The organism is Sphingobium chlorophenolicum (assembly GCF_000722875.1).
Classification (GTDB): Bacteria; Pseudomonadota; Alphaproteobacteria; order Sphingomonadales; family Sphingomonadaceae; genus Sphingobium; species Sphingobium chlorophenolicum.
In genome coordinates this window covers 13659-32616 of record NZ_JFHR01000059.1, presented here as the reverse complement: position 1 = coordinate 32616, position 18958 = coordinate 13659, and the positions used below count along the sequence as shown (strand labels likewise).

The window sequence follows — 18958 nt, the reverse complement described above, 5'->3', positions numbered from 1 at the left end:
CCGCTATCTCAACATGAACGACCTTAAGGAGATGAAGAAAGCCGATCTACGTCAAGCCGCCTAGCCAGCATGCCCGCCGCTATTTGCAGAACTTGACGCACACAACCCCGGCCCGCGCCGTCGTAGGGATGGCAGGACATGGTTTGCGCCCGTTCGCCCGTTTCGAGCGTTCAAACGATGTTCAGTTGCGTTTTACTATGGCAGGACGCAAGATGTTTGGCAGGCGAATTGCCTGATACAGGACGCAGAAAAATGACCCGTTTCAAAAAGATCGGCCTGATCGCGGCGCCCGCTCTGGCGCTTGTTGCGCTGTCGGGCTGTGCGACCAATTTCAAGGCGGACGTCGCCCGCTTCCAGCAGCTTCCGGCGCCTGCCGGGCAGAGCTTCACCATCGTCGCGGACGATCCGCGTCTGGCCGGTGGTCTTGAATTTTCGCATTATGCCGATCTGGTCGGCCAGCGGCTGACCCAGACCGGTTATGTGGTGGCCAACGATCCCGCGCGGGCCGACCTGATCGTGCGCGTGTCCTATGGCGTCGACAATGGGCGGGAGAAGGTGCGGTCGACCGGCGTCGGCGCGCCCGATCCCTTCTTCTACGGCGGCTGGGGCTGGCGCGGGCGCTGGGGCCGTCCCTGGGGTTATGGCTTTTACGATCCGTGGCTGTTCGGCCCCGGCGGCTATAACGACATCAGCAGCTATACGGTCTATACCGGCGACCTCAGCATGAAGATCGACCGCGCCGCGGATAATCGCCGCCTGTTCGAGGGCAAGGCGCAGGCCCAGTCGCTGTCGAACAAGCTGACCTATCTGGTGCCGAACCTGATCGACGCGATGTTCACCAATTTCCCCGGCCAGAATGGGGAGAATGTGAAGATCACGCTGCCGCCGGAAAAGAAGGGGTAAGCGGTTTTTCTTAAAGGGCGGCTTATGGTTATGCCCAATTACCCGGCGGTCGAGGATCGCCGGGTTTTTTATTGGGGTGGAGGGGTTTGGCCAATTCCTCCCTACGCGCAGCGTGGGGAGGGGGACCGTTCGCAAAGCGAATGGTGGAGGGGAAATTCGAAGGTCGTGCCCCATTCCCCTCCACCATGCTTCGCATGGTCCCCCTCCCCATCTCTCGATGGGGAGGAATAGGATAGGTTCGGTTTCCGCCCTTAGGCCGGCCTTCAGAGGATGCGGCGGGCCGTCAGAATCTTCACTGGCTGTTCCAGCATCTGGCCCTTCATCACGCCCTCGCCAGCCGTGGGGGATTTGGGGGCGATGAGGATCGTCTTCACCACGTCCAGCCCCTCCACCACATGGGCGAAGACGGCGAAGCCCTGATTGTCGCCCGTCGCATCCGGATGCGCGTCCATGCCCGGCATCTTGCCCAACACGATGAAGAAATCCCCGGTCGCGCTGCCGGGTGCATAGCGGGCCATGGAGAGTGCGCCGTCGTCATGGGTCAGGCCGGTCTGGCTGGTGGGTTCATGCTTGATCGGCGGCAGGATGCGCTTTGGGTCGTTCTGCGCGCCGCCCTGCACGAAACCATAATCGCCGGTGCCGACGCCGCGATAGAAGAGCGCGCCGTCCAGCCGCTTCTGATCGACATAGTGCAGGAAATTGGCGGCGGTGACGGGCGCCTTGGCAAGATGCACATCCACCACGATGCGCCCTGCGCCGGTTTCCAGCGCGACCCGCACATCGGCGGGCGGCGCGATGGGGGCGGTCTGCGCGAAGGCGGGCGCGAGGCTGAAAAGAGCGGCGAAGAACAGAGCTAATTGGCGGATCATGGGCAAAGCCTAATCCAAAGCCGCTCGGCTGTCAGCCTTCCAACTGGCGTTGCAGAGCGCGGATGTCGGCGTCGATATCCGGATTGCTCTGCCGCAATTCCTCGATGGTGCGGACGGCGTGGATCACGGTGCTGTGATCCCGGCCGCCGAAGATGCGGCCGATTTCCGGCAGGGAGCGCGGCGTCATCTTCTTGGCGAGATACATCGCCACCTGACGGGGACGCGCCACCGCACGCGCCCGCCGCTTGGACCGCATTTCCGCCGCGTCGATCTTGTAGTGAGCGGCGCACGCCTTCTGGATTTCGTCGACGGTGATCCGGCGTGCGTTGGCGCGCACCGCATCGGCGAGCATCGCCTGCGCGAACTCCAGATCGATGGACCGGCCGGTTAGCTGGCCATAAGCGATCAGCTTGTTGAACGCGCCCTCCAGCTCACGGACATTGGAGCGGATCGAGCGGGCGAGGAAATCGACCACCGCGTCAGGCACCGGCGGATCGCCGGCAATGGCGCGCTTCGCCTCCAATATGGCGAGGCGCAGGTCCAGCCCGGCCGGGCGGATATCCGCGACCAGCCCGCCCGCCAGGCGCGAGAGGATGCGAGGGTCGATCGCGTCCAGCATCTGCGGCGCGCGGTCGGCGGTGACGGCGATGCGGGCGCCCGAATCGATCAGGTCGTTGATCGTGTGCAGAAATTCCTCCTGCGTCGATCCCTTGCCCGCGATGAACTGGATATCGTCGATCAGCAGCAGCCGCGCCGCCCGCAAGCGGGCCTTGAACATCATGGTTTCATTGGCGCGCATCGCGTTCACGAATTCCATCATGAACCGCTCGGCCGACATGTAGAGGACCGGGGCCGAGGGCGAATGGCTGGAAAACAGGCGAGCGATGGCGTGGAGAAGGTGCGTCTTGCCCTGGCCGGTGCCGCCATGAATGAAGAGCGGGCTGAAGCGCGGCTGGCCTTCCCCGGCCATGGCCTGCGCCGCCGAAAAGGCGAGATGATTGGTCTCGCCCGTCACGAACCCGTCAAAGCCGTGGCGCGGCTGGAAATTGGAAGCGGGGGGCAGGGCGTCGGCGACGGTGTCGTCGGAAACAGCCTCCTCCGTCTGGTGCAGTTCCAGAATGCGCGGTCCGACCGCATTGGGGGCGCGCAGCAGGCGCAGCTCGCGCACGCCGGCTCCCGCGCAGCGCCACGCCATCCGCAGGCGGTCGCCAAACTGGCCCGACACGAAATTCGCCGTGAAGTCGGAAGCGAACAGCAGGTCGAGCGTCTGCGATTCCGGGCAATAGTCGCCCAGTTGCGCGGCCTTCAGCCACTGGTCGAACATGCGCGGTCCGATGTCCCGGCGCAGACCGGCGCGAATGGTCGCCCAGGCAGTCTCCAAGCGCGCATCTTGCTGCGTGTCGAGACCGCCCAAGCTTCCAATCACTGCCGCAATATCCTTCATAGACAGTCGACCCCCATCAACTGCACCCCCAAGGTTGGGGCGATGCAAGACGCAGAAACCCGTTCCGGAAAAGCCCCACCTTTCCGAGTTTCGTGCACCAACTAACCTTCTGATGGCCGCCGGAAATTCGATTCGATTGGCGGCCGGAGGATCAAAATAGACAGGCCTGCTTCGCCGGATCAAGGGCACTGCCAGTCAAAAATGTGAAATAAAGCCGTTGACTCGCAAATCTGCGGAAAAGTCCGGGGTCGAATAATTATCTATATATATCAGATATTTATATCACGCCTTCGACGCGGACCGATCCCGAATCGAGCGGGAATCGCCGGAAATCGGGGCTTCCTGAAAAATGACCCTTTGGTGAACGAACAATGAAAAGCCCGCCCCGCCGAAAGGCGGAGCGGGCTTGTTTCTAGTGACGAGTGCGAAGTGGCTGGGGAATCAGCCGAGCGCGCTGATGCGCTTCGTCAGGCGGCCGAACTTGCGGGCCGCAGTGTTCTTGTGCAGGACGCCGCGAGCGACGCCACGGGCCAGTTCCGGCTGGACCGCCTGAAGCGCGGTGGTCGCGACGGCCTTGTCGCCGGCGGCAAGGGCAGCTTCCACCTTCTTCACCAGAGTGCGAATCCGGCTGATGCGGGCGCCGTTGATTTCGGCGCGGCGGGCGTTGCGGCGGATGCGCTTCTTGGCTTGCGGCGTATTGGCCATTTATCGTCCTCGGTTCTCGTCAAATCTTTGAAAGAGCCTGCCGGAATCGCCGACTGGCCCTGTGAAGGTGCGCCCCATACAGGGGATAGCGGGGGGCGTCAACCAGTGAGCGCCGCGCTATTTCTGGCATTTCGGGCAGAAAAAGGTCGATCTGCCCCCGTCCACGCGACGGCGGATCGGCGTGCCGCAGTGGCACGGCTCCCCTTCCCGGCCGTAGACTCGCCATTGTTTGGAGAAATAGCCGAGTTCGCCGTCGGGCCGCGCATAGTCGCGCAGGGTGGAGCCGCCCGCGGCGATGGCGGCGGCCAGCACCTCCCGAATCGCCTCTACCAGCAGGATGAGGCGGGCGCGGCCGATCTTCCCCGCCTCGCGCGTGGGGGCGATGCCCGCCATGTTGAGCGCTTCGCAGACATAGATATTGCCCAAGCCCGCAACGGTGCGCTGGTCCAGCAACGCGGCCTTGATCGAGGTCGCCTTGCCCTTGAGCGCGGCGGCGAGGGTATCGGGCGTAAAATCCGGCCCCAAAGGCTCAGGCCCCATGCGGGTGAAGGGGCTGTAGGCTTCCCAGGCTTCGCTGCGGACGAGGTCCAGCGAGCCGAAGCGGCGCGGATCGTTGAGGGAGAGCAGCCGCCCTCCCCCCGTCTCGATCAGCAGATGGTCGTGTGCGCCGATCTCCGCCGGATCGATTCGCCAGCGGCCGGACATGCCGAGGTGGAAGATCAGCGTGTCGCCGCGGTCGGTGTCGATCAGCCCATATTTGGCGCGGCGCGACAGGCCGGTGACGGTGGCGCCGGTCAGACGCTGGCGCAGGTCGACGGGAATCGGGAAGCGCAGATCGGGGCGGCGCGCCTCCACGCGAGTGAGGACAGCGCCTTCGAGGACCGAGCGAAGGCCCGCGACGGTGGTTTCGACTTCGGGGAGTTCTGGCATGGCCCTGCTATGGAACGCGGCGAACGGGCGGGCAACAGGCGACTTCCCGCGCATCGCCCTCCCCCGACATTTTAGCTGATCTCAGATGTTTCCTCTGTCCGAAAAAATGCTCCGGCCTTCCTTGTTGCCCGCGATTTCCGAGCCTTCAGATGTTCCATCTGACTTGAAATCGCTCTAGAGCGTGCCCGCATGAGTGAAACCGCTTCCTTTGGCTATCGCGATGTCGAAGCCGCCGACAAGCAGGGGATGGTCCGCGCCGTCTTCTCCAACGTGGCGTCCAAATATGATCTGATGAACGACGCCATGTCGGCGGGCGCGCATCGGTTGTGGAAGGACCAGTTCGTCAACCGCGTGAAGCCGCGCCGGGACGAGCAGATCCTGGACATGGCGGGCGGGACAGGGGACATCGCCTTCCGCATGCATAGCCATGGGACGCAGGTCACCGTATCGGACATCAATCCGGAAATGCTGGCCGTGGGTGTCGAGCGGGCGCAGAAAAAGGGTCTGGAAGGGCTGATCTGGTCGGAGCAGAATGCCGAGGAATTGAGCTTCGGGGATCGGGCCTTCGACGCCTATACGATCGCGTTCGGCATCCGCAACGTGACGCATATCGACAAGGCGCTGCGCGAGGCGCATCGGGTGCTGAAATTTGGCGGGCGGTTTTTCTGCCTGGAATTTTCCACCACCACTTGGCCCGGCTTTTCGGACGTCTATGACCTCTATTCGCATAAGCTGGTGCCCAAGCTGGGCAAGCTGCTGGCAGGCGATGAGGAGAGCTATCGCTATCTGATCGAATCGATCCGCCGCTTTCCGCCCATGCCGGAATTCGAGCGGATGATCCGGGAAGCCGGATTCGTGCAGACGAAGGTGGAACCGATATTGGGCGGACTGGTGGCGATCCATAGCGGGTGGAAGATTTGATGGTGGCGGACAGGCCCTCCCCCGACCTCTCCGGCAAGCGGGAGGCGAGCTTCTAACGTGCCCTCCCATATCACGCATATCTGGCGGCTGCTGAAATGGGGCCGGACGCTGGCGCGTCATGGCGCGCTGAGGGGGATTGAGCGCGATCCGCTGACGCCGACGCCGGTGCGGCGGCTGGTGCGCGTGGCGCGGTTCGGGGCGCGGGTGCCGAAGCAGCCGCGCTATGCCGACGCCTTTCAATCGATAGGCCCGGCGGCGATCAAGCTGGGGCAGACGCTGGCGACGCGGCCCGATCTGGTGGGGGAGGATGCGGCGAACGATCTGCTGCGATTGCAGGACGCGCTGCCCCCCGTGCCGTTCGAGACGATCCGCGCGCAGATCGAGCAGAGTTTCGGGCGACCGCTGGAGGCGATCTACAGCCGGTTCGACGAGGAGCCGGTGGGCGCCGCCTCCATCGCGCAGGTGCACCGGGCCGCGACCACCGACGGGCGCGAGGTGGCAGTGAAGGTGATCCGCCCCGGCGTCATCGACCAGTTCAACCGCGACATCCAGACCTATGAATGGGCCGCCGCCCATGTCGAGATGTTGGGCGGGGAAGTGGCGCGGCTGCGGCCCCGGCTGGTCATCGCGAACCTGAAACGGTGGACGGCGCGGGAACTGGACCTGCGGCGCGAGGCTGCTTCGGCATCCGAACTGGGCGAGGCGATGGAAGCGATGCCGGGCTATTGCGTGCCCGATATCGATTGGGATCGCACGACCGGCAAGGTCATGACGATGGAGTGGGTCGACGGGATCAAGATATCCGACCGGGACGCCCTGGTCGCCGCCGGACATGACGTGAAGGACATCGCGGCGCGGCTGGTGAATGCTTTCCTGCGGCAGGCGATCGCGGAGGGCTTCTTCCATGCCGACATGCATCAGGGGAACCTGTTCGTGCGCGGCAATGGCGATATCGTCGCCATCGATTTCGGCATCATGGGACGGATCGATCGCCGGGCGCGCATGTGGCTGGCGGAGATTCTCTATGGCCTGATCACCGGCAACTATAAGCGCGTGGCGGAGATCCACTTCGAGGCGCAATATGTGCCCGGCCATCATAATGTGGAGGAATTCGCGACGGCGCTGCGCGCCGTGGGCGAACCTATGCGGGGCAGGCCGGTGCGGGAATTGTCGGTCGGCGGGATGCTGGACGGGCTGTTCGCGATCACCCGCGATTTCGACATGCAGACCCAGCCGCACCTGCTGCTGCTCCAGAAGACGATGGTGATGGTGGAGGGTGTGGCGACGTCGCTCGACCCCGACATCAACCTGTGGGAGACGAGCGGGCCTTATGTGAAGGAATGGCTGCGGTCCGAGCTGGGGCCTGAGGCGAAGGCGGCCGACGCGCTGATCGAGAATTTCCGGATATTGCAGCGGTTGCCGGGGCTGGTGAAGCGGATCGAGGAAGCCTTTCCGGAGAAGGGAGGCGCGCCGCCGCCGCCGCCGCTGACCGAGGTGCGGCTGATCCGGATCGGGGCCGGGTGGCGCTATGTGGTGGTGGCGTTGATCGCGGGGGTCGCCGGGGCTGGCGCCATGGCGGCGGTGACGACCTTTTTATAGGGGCTTTGAGGCACAGAGCGGGCGCTGAAAATCCTGCCTGCGCGCAGCGTGGGGAGGGGGACCGGCCGAAGGCTGGTGGAGGGGAATGGGGCACGACCTGCGTATTTCCCCTCCACCACCGCCTTCGGCGGCGGTCCCCCTCCCCATCTCTCGATGGGGAGGAATTGGATAGGTCGGCTTTGTGCTTCAAAGCTCCTGTTGGACCTTCGGCCTAAAAGGCTACATAGTCGCTTTCAGTTGCCGTTCATCCCGTTCAAGGCATTCCCTATCAGCGATGGAGCCTCTTCCCCTGCCCCCGACCGCCCTCGCATATTCGGCCGCCCTCGCATGATCGCCCGCTGGTTTCGCCTCGCCGCCGTCGCCGTGGCGTCCCTCGCCTTGCTGGCCCGCCCGGCGGCGGCGCAGCAGATTTTGCGCGATGCGGAGACGGAAGCCTTCATGGCCGACATGTCCGGCCCGCTGGTCCAGGCGGCGGGGATGGAGCCGCGCAACGTCCAGGTGCTGGTCATCAACGACCCCGACATCAACGCCTTCGTCGCGGGCGGCCAATATGTCTGGGTGCATAGCGGGCTGATCGCCGCGGCGGACAATATGAATCAGGTGCAGGGCGTGGTCGCCCACGAACTCGGCCATATCGAGGGTGGGCATGTCATCCGCTATGGCGAGGGGATGAAGGAGGCGACGGGCATCACCCTGCTGAGTCTGGTGCTGGGCGCGGCGGCGATCGCGGCGGGCGGCGCGGAAGCAGGCATGGGCATATTGGGCATGGGCCAGCAGGCGGCGATGGGCAAGTTCCTGGCCTTTTCGCGGGCGCAGGAAAGCTCGGCCGATCTGGCGGGCGCGCGTTATCTCAGCAAGGCTGGGGTTTCGGGCAAGGGCAGCCTGGAATTCTTCAAGAAGCTGCAGAATCAGGAATATCGCCTCGCCATTCCGCAGGACAACAGCTATGGCCGCACCCACCCGCTGTCGGGCGAGCGCATCCAGGTTCTGCGGGAGGTCTATACGGTCGATCCGGCCTGGGACAAGCCGGTGGACCCGAAGCTGGAGGCGCGGTTCGAGCGGATCAAGGCGAAGCTGGTCGGCTTCGTGTCGGAACCCACGCAGACATTGCAAAAATATCCCGAAAGCGACCAGTCGATCCCGGCCCATTATGCGCGGGCCTATGCCTGGCACAAGAGCGCCTATCCCGACAAGGCGCTGGCGGAAGTGGACGCGCTGCTGTCCGCAGCGCCGCACGATCCCTATTTTCTGGAGTTGAAGGGGCAGGTGCTGCTGGAAAGCGGCAAGCCGGCCGACGCCATCCCGCCGCTGCGCGAGGCGGTGCAGCTTACCAACCAGCCGCTGATCGCCACGCTGCTGGGTCATGCGCTGATCGCGACGGAAAATGACGCGAATTTCGCGGAGGCGGAGAAGGTGTTGCGCAACGCCATAGCGCGGGACCGGGAAAATCCCTTCGCCTGGTATCAACTGGGCGTCGTCTATGAGCATCGCGGCGACATTCCCCGTGCCGCGCTGGCCACGGCGGAGCGCTATTCGATGATGGGGCAGGACCAGATGGCGCTGCGCAGCGCCGACGCCGCCATGCAGGGGTTGAAGCCGGGCACGGTTGACTATCTGCGCGCACAGGATATCGCCATGGTTTCCCGCGCAGCCGTCGAGCAGAAGCGAAAGAAGAAATGACCGAAAATTCGCGACCCGGCTTTCGCGCAGCGCTTTCCAACAGGACCATATTGATGACCCTTGGCGTATTCGCCTTCATCGCCGCCACCGCGACCGGCGCGGCGCTGGGCACGCAGAGCACCGGGCGTGTCGACGCCAGCGACAAGGCGGCCATCGAGCAGATCGTCCATGATTATATCATGGAGCATCCGGAAATTATTCCGCAGGCGGTCGAGAAATTGCAGGCCAAGCGGATGTCGGGCACGATCGACGCCAGCCGCCAGACCATCGAAACCCCCTATGCCGGAGCGTGGGAAGGCGCGGCCAAGGGCGATGTGACGGTGGTCGAATTCTTCGATTATGCCTGCGGCTATTGCCGGGCCTCGCTGCCCGATCTGGCCAAGCTGGTGGGCGAGGATAAGGGCGTGAAGGTCGTCTATCGCGAACTGCCGATCCTGTCGGACGAAAGCATCGATGCGGCGAAGGTGTCGCTGCTGGCGGCGGAGAAGAACCAATATATGCCCTTCCACCGGGCGCTCTATGCAGCGGGGAAAGTGACGCGGGAGACGATCCTGGCGGCGGCGGCGAAGGTCGGGATCGACGCCAAGGCTGCGCAGGCGGCAATCGCGGACAGCCGTTATAATGCGGAAATCCAGTCCAATATCGGGCTTGCGCAGAAATTGCAGGCGAGCGGCACGCCGACCTTCGTGGTCGGCGGGCAGGTGCTGAACGGCGCGGTGGGTTATGAGGCGTTGAAGGCGGCGGTGAGCGCTGCTCGGGGGAAATAAGCGGGTTGGGTTGAGAGCGGACCTATCCTATTCCTCCCCATCGCGAGATGGGGAGGGGGACCGGCCGAAGGCTGGTGGAGGGGAATGGGGCACGACCTGCGTATTTCCCCTCCACCACTCGCTCCGCGAGCGGTCCCCCTCCCCACGCTGCGCGTAGGGAGGAATTGATGTCCGCTATTGTTCAGCTTTCGACGCTTCGTTCGACCTCTTCAAAAGCATCCTAACCCCCTCCTCCACCATTGACTTACGCATGCCTTTTGCCTATCGGACGCCCCCTGACATGCGGCCGCCCCACTGCGGCCCTTTTTTGTCACGCCCGATTCTTTTAGTATTTTTGAGGAATGAACGATGAAGCGCACCTATCAGCCGAGCAATCTGGTTCGGAAGCGCCGTCACGGTTTCCGCGCTCGCATGGCGACCCCCGGCGGCCGCAATGTGATCCGCGCCCGCCGTTCGCGCGGCCGCAAGAGCCTGAGCGCCTGAACGACGCGCCGTCGACCAGCGCGCCTGCCGTCATCGGCAAGCGCGCCGATTTTCTGGCGGCGAATCGCGGGCGGCGCGCACCCATGCCGGGATTCGTCCTGCTGGTGCGCGAACGCGGCGACGGCGATCCGGCGATGCGATACGGCATCACGGTTACCAAAAAGATTGGCGGCGCTGTCATCCGCAACCGGATGAAGCGCCGTTTTCGCGTCCTGGCGCGGACGCTGCTGCCGGTCCATGGCGTGGCGGGCGCCGACCATGTGCTGATCGGGCGATCCGAAGGGGTCGAGCGCGATTTCGGCCTGCTCCGGGGCGAGCTGGAAAAGGCCCTGAAGAAGGTGATGTCACGGCCCCTGGGCGAAGCGCCGCAACGGCGCGGTTCCTCAAAAGAGAAGAAAAAGGCTGCGACAGGCTCAGCCCGAACGGGGGCGGGAGAAAGCGCGGAGCCATGATCGGGCGCATCCTCATCCTGATTGCGCGCTTCTGGCAGATCGGGCCTTCGCGCATTTTACCCCCCTCCTGCCGCTATGCCCCATCCTGTTCGGAATATGCGATTCAGGCGATCGGCAAATATGGTGCGGTGAAGGGTAGCTGGCTGGCCACGAAGCGGCTAATGCGATGCCACCCATGGGGCGGTTCGGGTTACGACCCGGTTCCCTGACAGACGAGATTCGAGAGCGACAAGCGTGGACGACAAGAAGAATATCATCCTAGCGGTGGTGCTGACCGCGGCGATCCTGTTTGGCTGGCCCTATGTCGCCAACCATTTCTTCCCCGCCGCCAATCCGCCGGCCACGAAGATCGAGGGCGGCAAGACCACCCCGCTCACGCCGTCCGGCTCCGCGCCCGCCGCCGAAGGCGCGGCGGCGGTTCGCGATCTGGCGCTTGTCCTGAAGGACGGCCCGCGCATTCCGATCCGCACGCCGAAGATCACCGGATCGATCAACCTGAAGGGCGCGCGCATCGACGATATCGTGCTGCCGACCTACAAGGAAAGCATCGCCAGGGATTCGCATGCGATCCGCCTCTACAGCCCCAGCGGCACGAAGGACGCCTATTTCGCGGGCTTCGGCTGGCAGGGCGAAGGGCTGAAGACGCCTGACAACAACGCCGTCTGGACCGCTACGGCCAAGGAACTGACCCCGACCAGCCCCGTCACGCTGACGTGGAACAACGGCGTCGGCCAGAGTTTCGAAATCCGCTATTCGATCGACGAAAATTACATGATCACCGCGCAGCAGAAGGTGTCGAACAGCAGCGCCGGCGCGGTGGCGGTGAAGAGCTATGGCTATGTCAGCCGGGCGCATCCGTCCGCCGATCCGGACACCTGGACCATTCATGTCGGCCCGATGGGCGTGTTCAACGGCGCCGCCAATTATGACGTGAACTACAAGGATCTGGAAAAGGGTCCGGCGAGCCAGAGCTTCCAGTCGACCGGCGGCTGGATCGGCTTCACCGACAAATATTGGCTGTCCGCGCTGGTGCCCGACCAGAAGGTCGCCTTCTCCGCCCAGATGCGCAAGGGCGCCGGGACGCAGTTCCAGACCGACATTTCGCTCGCCCCCGTGATGCTGGCGGCGGGCAAGTCAGTGACGCAGACCAACCGGCTGTTCGTCGGCGCGAAGGAAGTGAAGACGCTGGAAGCCTATCAGGACGCCGGGATTCCGCTGTTCGACCGGGCCATCGACTGGGGCTGGTTCTACTGGTTCGAAAAGCCGATCTTCGCCCTGCTCCACTGGCTGTTCGAACATATCGGCAATTTCGGCGTGGCGATCATCTGCCTGACCTTCGTGGTGCGCGGCCTGATGTTCCCCGTCGCCCAGCGCCAGTTCGCCAGCATGGCGGCGATGCGCGCCGTGCAGCCCAAGATGAAGGCGTTGCAGGAGAAATTTAAGGACGACAAGCCGAAGCTTCAGCAGGAGATGATGGAGCTTTACAAGCGCGAGAAGGTGAACCCGCTCGCCGGGTGTCTGCCGATCTTCATCCAGATTCCGATCTTCTTCGCGCTGTACAAGGTGTTGCAGTTGACCATCGAAATGCGTCACCAGCCCTTCGTGCTGTGGATCAAGGATCTGTCCGCGCCAGATCCGCTGCATATCCTGAACCTGTTCGGCCTGCTGCCCTTCACCCCGCCGTCCTTCCTCGCGATCGGCGTGCTGGCGCTGCTGCTAGGCATCAGCATGTACTTCCAGTTCAAGCTGAACCCGGCGCAGATGGACCCGATGCAGCAGCAGGTGTTCGCGATCATGCCGTGGATGATGATGTTCATCATGGCGCCCTTCGCGGCGGGCCTGCTGGTCTACTGGATCACCAACAACTGCCTGTCGATGTTGCAGCAATGGTGGCTTTACAAGCGCCACCCGCAATTGAACGCGGCGACCGCGAAATAAGGCTGCATCACGTGACCGAACAGGAACAGACCGACCAGAATTTAGCCGAACTGATTGACGAAGCGCGCAAGGTCTTTGCCGGGCCTATCGCCTTCCTCAAATCCGCGCCGGACCTTAAATTCCTGCCCGACATGGCGGTGAATGAGGTGGCGTTCGCGGGGCGTTCCAATGTCGGCAAATCGTCGCTGCTGAATGCGCTGACCAACCGTAATGGGCTGGCGCGGACGTCCAACACGCCGGGGCGGACGCAGGAGTTGAACTTCTTCGATGTGGGCGAACCGCTGCGGTTCCGGCTGGTCGACATGCCGGGCTATGGCTATGCCAAGGCGCCCAAGGACATGGTGCGCAAATGGCGGTTCCTGGTGAACGACTATCTGCGCGGGCGGGCGAAGCTGAAGCGGACGCTGGTGCTGATCGACAGCCGCCATGGGATCAAGGATGTCGATACCGACATTCTCGACATGCTGGACGCGGCGGCGGTGAGCTATCGCATCGTGCTGACCAAGGCGGACAAGGTGAAGGCCAGCCACCTCGCCGAGGTGAAGCAGGCGGTGGCCGAGGCGATCCGCAAGCGGCCTGCCGCCCATCCCGACATAATCGCCACATCGAGCGAAAAGGGCATGGGCTTGCCCGAATTGCGCGCCGCGGTGCTGGAAAGCGTGACTCAGGGATAACCGCCATGGCCGACGACGACTATGTCTATGATGAAGCCAGCGGCGAATGGATCAGCGCGGCGGAGGCTGCTGCCAAGGCCGGTGCCTCCGATACCGTCGAGGTTCGCGATGCAGTGGGCAATCTGCTGGCAGACGGCGATCAGGTCACGCTGATCAAGGATCTGGTCGTCAAGGGCGCGGGCCAGACGTTGAAGCGCGGGACGCTGATCAAATCGATCCGGCTGACCGACGATCCGCAGGAAATCGACTGCCGCTATGACGGCATCAAGGGGCTGGTGCTGCGCGCCGAGTTCGTGCGCAAGCGCTGAGGCGCAAGCTCAGAACAGACTATATTGCCCGCTGCCGTTGAGGTGCCAGGTCCCTAGCGTCTCATGGTGGGTGCGGCCGACATGGCTGCATATCAGCATGAACTGGTCGACGTGCCAGCCAAAGCCCTCGACGCGGCGCTGTTCCGGCGGGCCTTCGCGGTAGAAGAGCGTCTGGTGCGGGCTGAAGCTCCAGCCGGGGCGGGGCAATATCCCTGCCCCTTTCATGCCTGCCGCAATCCGGCGCTGGAGCGCGTTCAGCAGGGGTACACCATGCGAAGGGCGCAGCGCGGCCGACCGGCTGCCGATGCTGAGCTGGTCCAGCCGGAGGTCGAAGGGTTCCGCCCTCACCCCCGTTCCTGCGCGCAGCAGCGCCTTGATGACGGCATAGGGATAGTCGACATAGTCGCAGGTGATCGCCAGCGTCATATGCTGATGATCCACGGCGATGCGCCGGGCGCCATCTGCGATGGTTTCGGCGAAATGATCGGTTTGACGCGCGATCAGCGGGCTGGGCTTCAGCGCATAGAATAGGCGGAAGAGGCTTTGGGTGGGACGGTTTTCCATGGTTCATCTCCATGCGAATCGGTACAATATGTTCATGATATGTTCTTTATCTGCATGAAGCGAATCTGGATAAGAGACGATTGTCTTTGCAGGGACCGGCCTTACTGTAGCGGCTTTGGACAAACAGGCGATCTGAGAGAGTGATGACCCGTCATATTCCATGGATTTTGATCGCCATCGTCGGCGCGGTGGCACTGTCGGTGGTGGCCGTATCACGCGGTGAAACGGTCAATGCCTTGTGGATCGTGGTGGCGGCGGTCAGCAGCTTCCTGGTCGCCTATCGCTATTATGCCCTCTATATTGCGCGGCACGTGATGCGGCTGGACCCGTCGCGGCCCACGCCCGCGATACGACGGGCCGATGGGCTGGACTATGTCGCGACCGACCGGACAGTGCTGTTCGGGCATCATTTTGCGGCGATTGCCGGGGCAGGGCCGCTGGTCGGGCCAGTGCTGGCGGCGCAGATGGGCTATCTGCCGGGCACGCTCTGGATCATCGCCGGGGTGGTGCTGGCGGGCGCGGTGCAGGACTTCCTGATCCTGTTCATCTCCATGCGGCGGGACGGCAAGTCGCTAGGCGAGCTGATCCGCATGGAGATGGGGCAGGTTGCCGGGACCATTGCCCTCTTCGGCGCCTTCATGATCATGGTGATCATTCTGGCCGTGCTGGCGCTGATCGTGGTGAAGGCGTTGGCGGAAAGTCCCTGGGGCATGTTCACGGTGGCGGCGACGGTGCCGCTCGCCATGATCATGGGCGCCTATACGCGATGGATCAGGCCGGGGCGGATCGGGGAAGTGTCGCTGCTGGGGCTGATCGGGCTGATCGCCGCCATCGTCTATGGGCAGAGCATCGCGCAGTCGCCGGTCTGGGGGCCGGTCTTCACCTTCACGCCGGTGCAGCTTTGCTGGATATTGATCGGCTATGGCGCGGTGGCGTCGGTGCTGCCGGTATGGCTGCTGCTGGCGCCGCGGGATTATCTGTCGACCTTCCTGAAGATCGGAGCGATTGCGGCATTGGCGGTTGGGATCGTCATCATGGCGCCGCCTTTGAAAATGCATGCCGTCACTCAATTTGCGAGCGGCAATGGGCCGGTCTGGGCGGGCGGGTTGTTTCCGTTCCTCTTCATCACCATCGCCTGCGGGGCGGTGTCCGGTTTCCATGCGCTGATTTCCAGCGGCACCACGCCCAAGCTGATCGCGAGCGAAGCCCATGCGCCGATCATCGGCTATGGCGCGATGCTGATGGAGGCGTTCGTGGCGATCATGGCGTTGGTGGGGGCCTCGATCCTGGACCCCGGCATCTATTTCACCATGAACAGCCCGGCGGCTGTGATCGGCAAGGATGCGGCAAGCGCGGCGGCAGCCGTGACGGCCATGGGCTTTCCAATCTCGCCCGACCTGATCCTGCAAACCGCGAAGGATGTGGGGGAGCATAGCATCATCTCCCGCGCGGGCGGCGCGCCGACTCTGGCCGTGGCGATGGCGGAGATTTTCTCCCATGTCATCGGCGGTCCTGCGATGAAGGCCTTCTGGTATCATTTCGCGATATTGTTCGAGGCGCTTTTCATCCTGACCGCCGTGGATGCGGGGACGCGGGCCGGGCGCTTCATGTTGCAGGATTTGATCGCGCTGGCGGTGCCGGGGTTCAAGGACAATAGGAGCATGGCGCCGGGGATCGTCGCGACGGCGCTGACCGTCGCGGCCTGGGGCTTTTTCCTCTATCAGGGCGTCACCGATCCGCTGGGCGGGGTGAACACGCTCTGGCCGGTGTTCGGTATTTCCAACCAGATGCTGGCGGCCATCGCGCTGATGCTGGGTACGGCGGTGCTGTTCCGGATGAAGCGGGACAGGTTCGCGTGGGTGACGATCGTTCCGGCTGCATGGTTGCTGATCTGCACGCTGTCGGCGGGTTGGCTGAAGCTGTTTTCGGCGGATGCTAAGGTCGGGTTCCTGGCGCATGCGGCCAAATTCGGGGCGGCGGCGGACAGGGGCGAAGTGCTGGCGCCCGCCAGGTCGATGGCAGAGATGGAGGCGATCATCTTCAACGACCGGGTCGATGCCGGGCTGGTGGCGATCTTCCTGTTCGTGGTGCTGGCGGTGCTGTTCTTCACGGTGCGCACCTGTCTGGCGGCGCGGAAGGCGGCGGCGCCGACTGCGCGGGAAATTCCGGCGCAACTGGTGCCCGCGGAATGAGCCTGTTTCTCCAGAAGCTGCGGCAAATGGCGCGCATGATGGTCGGGGTGCCGGATTATGACAGCTATCTTCGCCATATGCGGGAGCATCATCCCGGACATGCGCCGATGGATCGGATCGCCTTTTTTCGGGAGCGGCAGGAGGCGCGCTATGGGGGCAAGAATGGGGGGAAATGCTGCTAGGGGAGCGTTGCGCAATTCCCCTCCACCATTTGCCTTGCAAATGGTCCCCCTCCCCATCGTTGATGGGGAGGATTTTCAGCGTTGCGTGTTGAAGGCGGCGATCATGCCTGCGGCGATGGAGAGGGCGATTTCGGCGGCGCCGACCGCGCCTATGTTCAGGCCGGCGGGGCCGTCTATGCGTGTCAGTGCGTCCGGGGGGAAACCCAGGGCGGCCAGCCGTTCCAGTCGCGCTGCGTGGCTTTTGCGGGAGCCTAGCGCGGCGATATAGCCCGTCGGGGCGCGCAGGGCGGCTGCCAGCGCCGGATCGTCGATCTTGATGTCGTGGCTGAGCGTCACCACTGCGGTCGATTCGCCGGGGAAGCGGGCGGCGACGGCTTCATCGGGCCAGCGGTCGTCCAGTTCGACGCCGGGGAAGCGCTCCTCCGTCAGGAAGCGACCGCGTGGGTCGATGATGACCGGGGTGATACCGATCGCCTGCGCCAGAGCGCTCAGCGACTGGGCGATCTGCACCGCGCCCACGATCAGCACCCGGCGGGGCGGATCGTAGCGGTTATGGAACTGGCCCTCGGTCGCCCCTTCTCGCGTCAAACCGGTTTCCAAGTCCGTCGACAGGGTGAGCGCCCTGCCCTTCCCGCTTTCCGCAGCGATCCGTTCGAACAGCGCGGCGTCGAAGCCGTCCGCGCCGACCGGCTGGACCAGTACGCTGATCTCCCCGCCGCAGGGCAGGCCGACCGCCCAGGCGTCGCCATCCGCCACGCCATAAATTTCCAGATGCGCCGGACGCCCGGCGATCACCTCCGCAGCGCGTTGCAGCACGTCGGTTTCGACGCATCCGCCCGAAATGCTGCCTTCGAAACGGCCATCCTCATGCACGATCATATGGCTGCCGCGTGGCCGGGGCGCCGAGCCCCAGGTCGACACCACCGTCGCCAGCGCCAGCCGCACACCGCGCCATTCCATGGCCTTGCGGATGACCGCGCCGTTGTCGTTCAAAATCAAGCCTCCTAGATCAATCGTCTTCCGGTCCATACCACCCGTCCCACGATGACGACCAGCGCCGGATCGATATCGATCCAGTCGGGATAATGGGGATTGTCGCTGAGGACCGAGAACAGGCCCCGGCGCGGTCCCATCGCCACCCGCTTCACCATCAGCACGCCGTCGAGCCGCAGCACATAGACGCCGTCGCGCAGCCGGGTCGCGTCATCGTCATGATCGACCATGATCTCATCGCCGTCGCTGAGCGTCGGGGCCATCGATTCGCCGTCGACCCGGATGATCGAGATTTTTTGCGGCCGCACGCCCAGATGGCGCAGCCAGTTGGCGTCGAACGCCATCACGCCGGTCGCCCGCTCATCCTCATCCAGCGATCCCGGCCCGGCCGATGCCCCCAGGGACAGGCGTGGCACGGTGATGACGGAGGGCAAGGATCGCCCCTTCACCGGGGCGGTGCCGCGCACGATCGATCCACCCAGCATATCTTCCGCCACGCCGAAATAGCGGGCCAATATGCGCCGGTCCTCCTCATCCAGCTTGCGGGGGGTGCCGCGCTTTATGAACTGCTGGATATAGGCCGGATTGCGGTTCAGCAGGCGCGAGAGATCGGAATAGCTATCCCCCCGCTCGGCGATCAGCCGTTCCAGCACGATACGTGGATCTTCTCCGTTACCGACCATGTTTCCTCCATAATGATAGGAATTTTCCTAGACAAGTAGGAAATAGGGTAACAAAAAAATCATCGACGGATTCGCAGGGGGCGAGTCGAAGGGACGAAGGAGAAGCAGGGCGATGCTGTTGCGTGCCATCGAAAAATTTCTGCGGGAAAATGCCATTCCGGCGACCAGATTCGGGCGGGAAAGCGTTCGCGATCCACGGCTGGTCTTCGACCTGCGCAGGGGTCGCGAACCGGGGGACAGAATAAGGAGAAGAATAGAACATTTCATGAACACATATCGCAGGAGCATCGGTCAATGACAAGCGTCGACATGACCGCCTCCACCGGAAATCTGGTCCGAAATGGGGAGGCGGTGAAGGCCCGCGACCCCCTGCCCCGACTGTTGGCGCAATTGATCGAGCGGGCGGGGGCATCCGTCACGGTGGAGCGCGCCGCCAGCCGTCCATGGGCCAGCGCTTTGTTCCAGGGGCGGCGCCATGTCGTCGCCTTGAAACTGGCCGGAGCCGACGCTGCGGAAAGACGCGCCGCCTTTGTCGAAGGGATAGGGGAAGCGGAATGGAATCTGGCCGGCCATTTCGTCGCGGACATCAGCATAGACGACAATAGTCCGGTGCCGGGCGGCGGCGAATGGATCGAACTGTCCGCGCTCACCATCGAGGATTGGTGAGCCTG

22 protein-coding genes are annotated in these 18958 nt (G+C 63.8%); 15 read left to right on the top strand and 7 right to left on the bottom strand.

Annotation, left to right across the window (positions count from 1 at the left end):
- The first annotated feature begins 252 nt into the window (after nt 1–252).
- Nucleotides 253–903: a DUF4136 domain-containing protein gene (locus BV95_RS18900; RefSeq protein WP_037455753.1), complete on the top strand. Its 651-nt coding sequence runs from the start codon at nt 253–255 to the stop codon at nt 901–903.
- A 263-nt stretch (nt 904–1166) separates the two neighbouring features.
- Here the strand turns inward: BV95_RS18900 and BV95_RS18895 are convergent, their stop codons facing one another.
- From BV95_RS18895 to mutM, 4 genes are all read right to left on the bottom strand, one after another.
- A complete protein-coding gene (locus tag BV95_RS18895; protein WP_037455750.1) occupies nt 1167–1772 on the bottom strand; it encodes a peptidylprolyl isomerase in 606 nt (201 codons plus the stop codon).
- Nucleotides 1773–1803: 31 nt separating this feature from the next.
- A complete protein-coding gene (gene dnaA, locus BV95_RS18890) occupies nt 1804–3216 on the bottom strand; it encodes a chromosomal replication initiator protein DnaA (protein WP_037455743.1) in 1413 nt (470 codons plus the stop codon).
- A 441-nt stretch (nt 3217–3657) separates the two neighbouring features.
- Nucleotides 3658–3921, bottom strand: coding sequence for a 30S ribosomal protein S20 (rpsT, locus tag BV95_RS18885; RefSeq protein WP_037455741.1), 264 nt, complete (start codon nt 3919–3921; stop codon nt 3658–3660).
- A gap of 117 nt (nt 3922–4038) precedes the next feature.
- Nucleotides 4039–4851 carry a bifunctional DNA-formamidopyrimidine glycosylase/DNA-(apurinic or apyrimidinic site) lyase gene (gene mutM / locus BV95_RS18880; protein WP_037455772.1) on the bottom strand — a complete coding sequence of 271 codons (813 nt, stop codon included), beginning with the start codon at nt 4849–4851 and terminating at the stop codon, nt 4039–4041.
- Nucleotides 4852–5040: 189 nt separating this feature from the next.
- On the opposite strand from mutM, the gene BV95_RS18875 reads away from it, so the two are divergent.
- From BV95_RS18875 to BV95_RS18830, 10 genes are all read left to right on the top strand, one after another.
- Complete coding sequence (locus BV95_RS18875; protein WP_037455740.1) at nt 5041–5772, top strand: class I SAM-dependent methyltransferase; 732 nt, start codon at nt 5041–5043, stop codon at nt 5770–5772.
- A 57-nt stretch (nt 5773–5829) separates the two neighbouring features.
- Nucleotides 5830–7371 carry a 2-polyprenylphenol 6-hydroxylase gene (gene ubiB / locus BV95_RS18870; protein ID WP_037455739.1) on the top strand — a complete coding sequence of 514 codons (1542 nt, stop codon included), beginning with the start codon at nt 5830–5832 and terminating at the stop codon, nt 7369–7371.
- A gap of 327 nt (nt 7372–7698) precedes the next feature.
- Complete coding sequence (locus tag BV95_RS18865; protein ID WP_174544494.1) at nt 7699–9051, top strand: M48 family metalloprotease; 1353 nt, start codon at nt 7699–7701, stop codon at nt 9049–9051.
- Complete coding sequence (locus BV95_RS18860; RefSeq protein WP_051749892.1) at nt 9048–9818, top strand: DsbA family protein; 771 nt, start codon at nt 9048–9050, stop codon at nt 9816–9818. Before BV95_RS18865 ends, BV95_RS18860 begins: the two co-directional genes overlap by 4 nt.
- 348 nt (nt 9819–10166) lie before the next feature.
- Complete coding sequence (rpmH, locus tag BV95_RS18855; protein ID WP_013848777.1) at nt 10167–10301, top strand: 50S ribosomal protein L34; 135 nt, start codon at nt 10167–10169, stop codon at nt 10299–10301.
- Nucleotides 10302–10333: 32 nt separating this feature from the next.
- The gene (gene rnpA, locus BV95_RS18850; RefSeq protein ID WP_037455762.1) at nt 10334–10753 is read left to right on the top strand and encodes a ribonuclease P protein component; all 420 of its coding nucleotides are present in this window, start codon (nt 10334–10336) and stop codon (nt 10751–10753) included.
- Nucleotides 10750–10962, top strand: coding sequence for a membrane protein insertion efficiency factor YidD (yidD, locus tag BV95_RS18845; protein WP_037455737.1), 213 nt, complete (start codon nt 10750–10752; stop codon nt 10960–10962). Before rnpA ends, yidD begins: the two co-directional genes overlap by 4 nt.
- A gap of 25 nt (nt 10963–10987) precedes the next feature.
- Nucleotides 10988–12691, top strand: coding sequence for a membrane protein insertase YidC (gene yidC / locus BV95_RS18840; RefSeq protein ID WP_037455735.1), 1704 nt, complete (start codon nt 10988–10990; stop codon nt 12689–12691).
- A gap of 11 nt (nt 12692–12702) precedes the next feature.
- Nucleotides 12703–13365 (top strand): ribosome biogenesis GTP-binding protein YihA/YsxC, encoded by a 663-nt coding sequence (gene yihA / locus BV95_RS18835; RefSeq protein ID WP_037455732.1) that lies wholly within the window; start codon nt 12703–12705, stop codon nt 13363–13365.
- Nucleotides 13366–13370: 5 nt separating this feature from the next.
- Complete coding sequence (locus tag BV95_RS18830; RefSeq protein WP_037455729.1) at nt 13371–13673, top strand: alkylphosphonate utilization protein; 303 nt, start codon at nt 13371–13373, stop codon at nt 13671–13673.
- A gap of 9 nt (nt 13674–13682) precedes the next feature.
- Here the strand turns inward: BV95_RS18830 and BV95_RS18825 are convergent, their stop codons facing one another.
- The gene (locus BV95_RS18825) at nt 13683–14237 is read right to left on the bottom strand and encodes a 2'-5' RNA ligase family protein (RefSeq protein WP_037455726.1); all 555 of its coding nucleotides are present in this window, start codon (nt 14235–14237) and stop codon (nt 13683–13685) included.
- A gap of 143 nt (nt 14238–14380) precedes the next feature.
- Here BV95_RS18825 and BV95_RS18820 point away from each other — a divergent pair, with 143 nt between their 5' ends.
- The gene (locus BV95_RS18820) at nt 14381–16429 is read left to right on the top strand and encodes a carbon starvation CstA family protein (RefSeq protein ID WP_037455724.1); all 2049 of its coding nucleotides are present in this window, start codon (nt 14381–14383) and stop codon (nt 16427–16429) included.
- The gene (locus BV95_RS18815; protein ID WP_037455723.1) at nt 16426–16611 is read left to right on the top strand and encodes a YbdD/YjiX family protein; all 186 of its coding nucleotides are present in this window, start codon (nt 16426–16428) and stop codon (nt 16609–16611) included. Before BV95_RS18820 ends, BV95_RS18815 begins: the two co-directional genes overlap by 4 nt.
- A 75-nt stretch (nt 16612–16686) precedes the next feature.
- On the opposite strand, the gene BV95_RS18810 is transcribed toward BV95_RS18815, so the two are convergent.
- Together BV95_RS18810 and BV95_RS18805 are read right to left on the bottom strand one after the other, a co-directional pair.
- Nucleotides 16687–17604, bottom strand: a complete 918-nt coding sequence (locus BV95_RS18810) for an XdhC family protein (RefSeq protein WP_037455759.1) — start codon at nt 17602–17604, stop codon at nt 16687–16689.
- Between the two features lie 11 nt (nt 17605–17615).
- Entirely contained in the window at nt 17616–18287 is a 672-nt protein-coding gene (locus tag BV95_RS18805; RefSeq protein ID WP_037455720.1) for a S24 family peptidase, read from the bottom strand.
- Nucleotides 18288–18399: 112 nt separating this feature from the next.
- Here BV95_RS18805 and BV95_RS18800 point away from each other — a divergent pair, with 112 nt between their 5' ends.
- Nucleotides 18400–18585: a hypothetical protein gene (locus tag BV95_RS18800; protein WP_037455716.1), complete on the top strand. Its 186-nt coding sequence runs from the start codon at nt 18400–18402 to the stop codon at nt 18583–18585.
- Nucleotides 18582–18953 carry a hypothetical protein gene (locus BV95_RS18795; RefSeq protein ID WP_037455713.1) on the top strand — a complete coding sequence of 124 codons (372 nt, stop codon included), beginning with the start codon at nt 18582–18584 and terminating at the stop codon, nt 18951–18953. The genes BV95_RS18800 and BV95_RS18795 overlap by 4 nt, the downstream gene beginning before the upstream one ends.
- The last annotated feature ends 5 nt before the right edge of the window (nt 18954–18958 follow it).

Bases quoted from the DNA above. Each gene is read 5' to 3' on its own strand.
- BV95_RS18900 (WP_037455753.1), top strand. From the start codon at position 253: ATGACCCGTTTCAAAAAGATCGGCCTGATCGCGGCGCCCGCTCTGGCG.
- BV95_RS18895 (WP_037455750.1), bottom strand. From the start codon at position 1,772: ATGATCCGCCAATTAGCTCTGTTCTTCGCCGCTCTTTTCAGCCTCGCG.
- dnaA (WP_037455743.1), bottom strand. From the start codon at position 3,216: ATGAAGGATATTGCGGCAGTGATTGGAAGCTTGGGCGGTCTCGACACG.
- rpsT (WP_037455741.1), bottom strand. From the start codon at position 3,921: ATGGCCAATACGCCGCAAGCCAAGAAGCGCATCCGCCGCAACGCCCGC.
- mutM (WP_037455772.1), bottom strand. From the start codon at position 4,851: ATGCCAGAACTCCCCGAAGTCGAAACCACCGTCGCGGGCCTTCGCTCG.
- BV95_RS18875 (WP_037455740.1), top strand. From the start codon at position 5,041: ATGAGTGAAACCGCTTCCTTTGGCTATCGCGATGTCGAAGCCGCCGAC.
- BV95_RS18865 (WP_174544494.1), top strand. From the start codon at position 7,699: ATGATCGCCCGCTGGTTTCGCCTCGCCGCCGTCGCCGTGGCGTCCCTC.
- BV95_RS18860 (WP_051749892.1), top strand. From the start codon at position 9,048: ATGACCGAAAATTCGCGACCCGGCTTTCGCGCAGCGCTTTCCAACAGG.
- rpmH (WP_013848777.1), top strand. From the start codon at position 10,167: ATGAAGCGCACCTATCAGCCGAGCAATCTGGTTCGGAAGCGCCGTCAC.
- yidD (WP_037455737.1), top strand. From the start codon at position 10,750: ATGATCGGGCGCATCCTCATCCTGATTGCGCGCTTCTGGCAGATCGGG.
- BV95_RS18830 (WP_037455729.1), top strand. From the start codon at position 13,371: ATGGCCGACGACGACTATGTCTATGATGAAGCCAGCGGCGAATGGATC.
- BV95_RS18825 (WP_037455726.1), bottom strand. From the start codon at position 14,237: ATGGAAAACCGTCCCACCCAAAGCCTCTTCCGCCTATTCTATGCGCTG.
- BV95_RS18820 (WP_037455724.1), top strand. From the start codon at position 14,381: ATGACCCGTCATATTCCATGGATTTTGATCGCCATCGTCGGCGCGGTG.
- BV95_RS18815 (WP_037455723.1), top strand. From the start codon at position 16,426: ATGAGCCTGTTTCTCCAGAAGCTGCGGCAAATGGCGCGCATGATGGTC.
- BV95_RS18805 (WP_037455720.1), bottom strand. From the start codon at position 18,287: ATGGTCGGTAACGGAGAAGATCCACGTATCGTGCTGGAACGGCTGATC.
- BV95_RS18800 (WP_037455716.1), top strand. From the start codon at position 18,400: ATGCTGTTGCGTGCCATCGAAAAATTTCTGCGGGAAAATGCCATTCCG.
- BV95_RS18795 (WP_037455713.1), top strand. From the start codon at position 18,582: ATGACAAGCGTCGACATGACCGCCTCCACCGGAAATCTGGTCCGAAAT.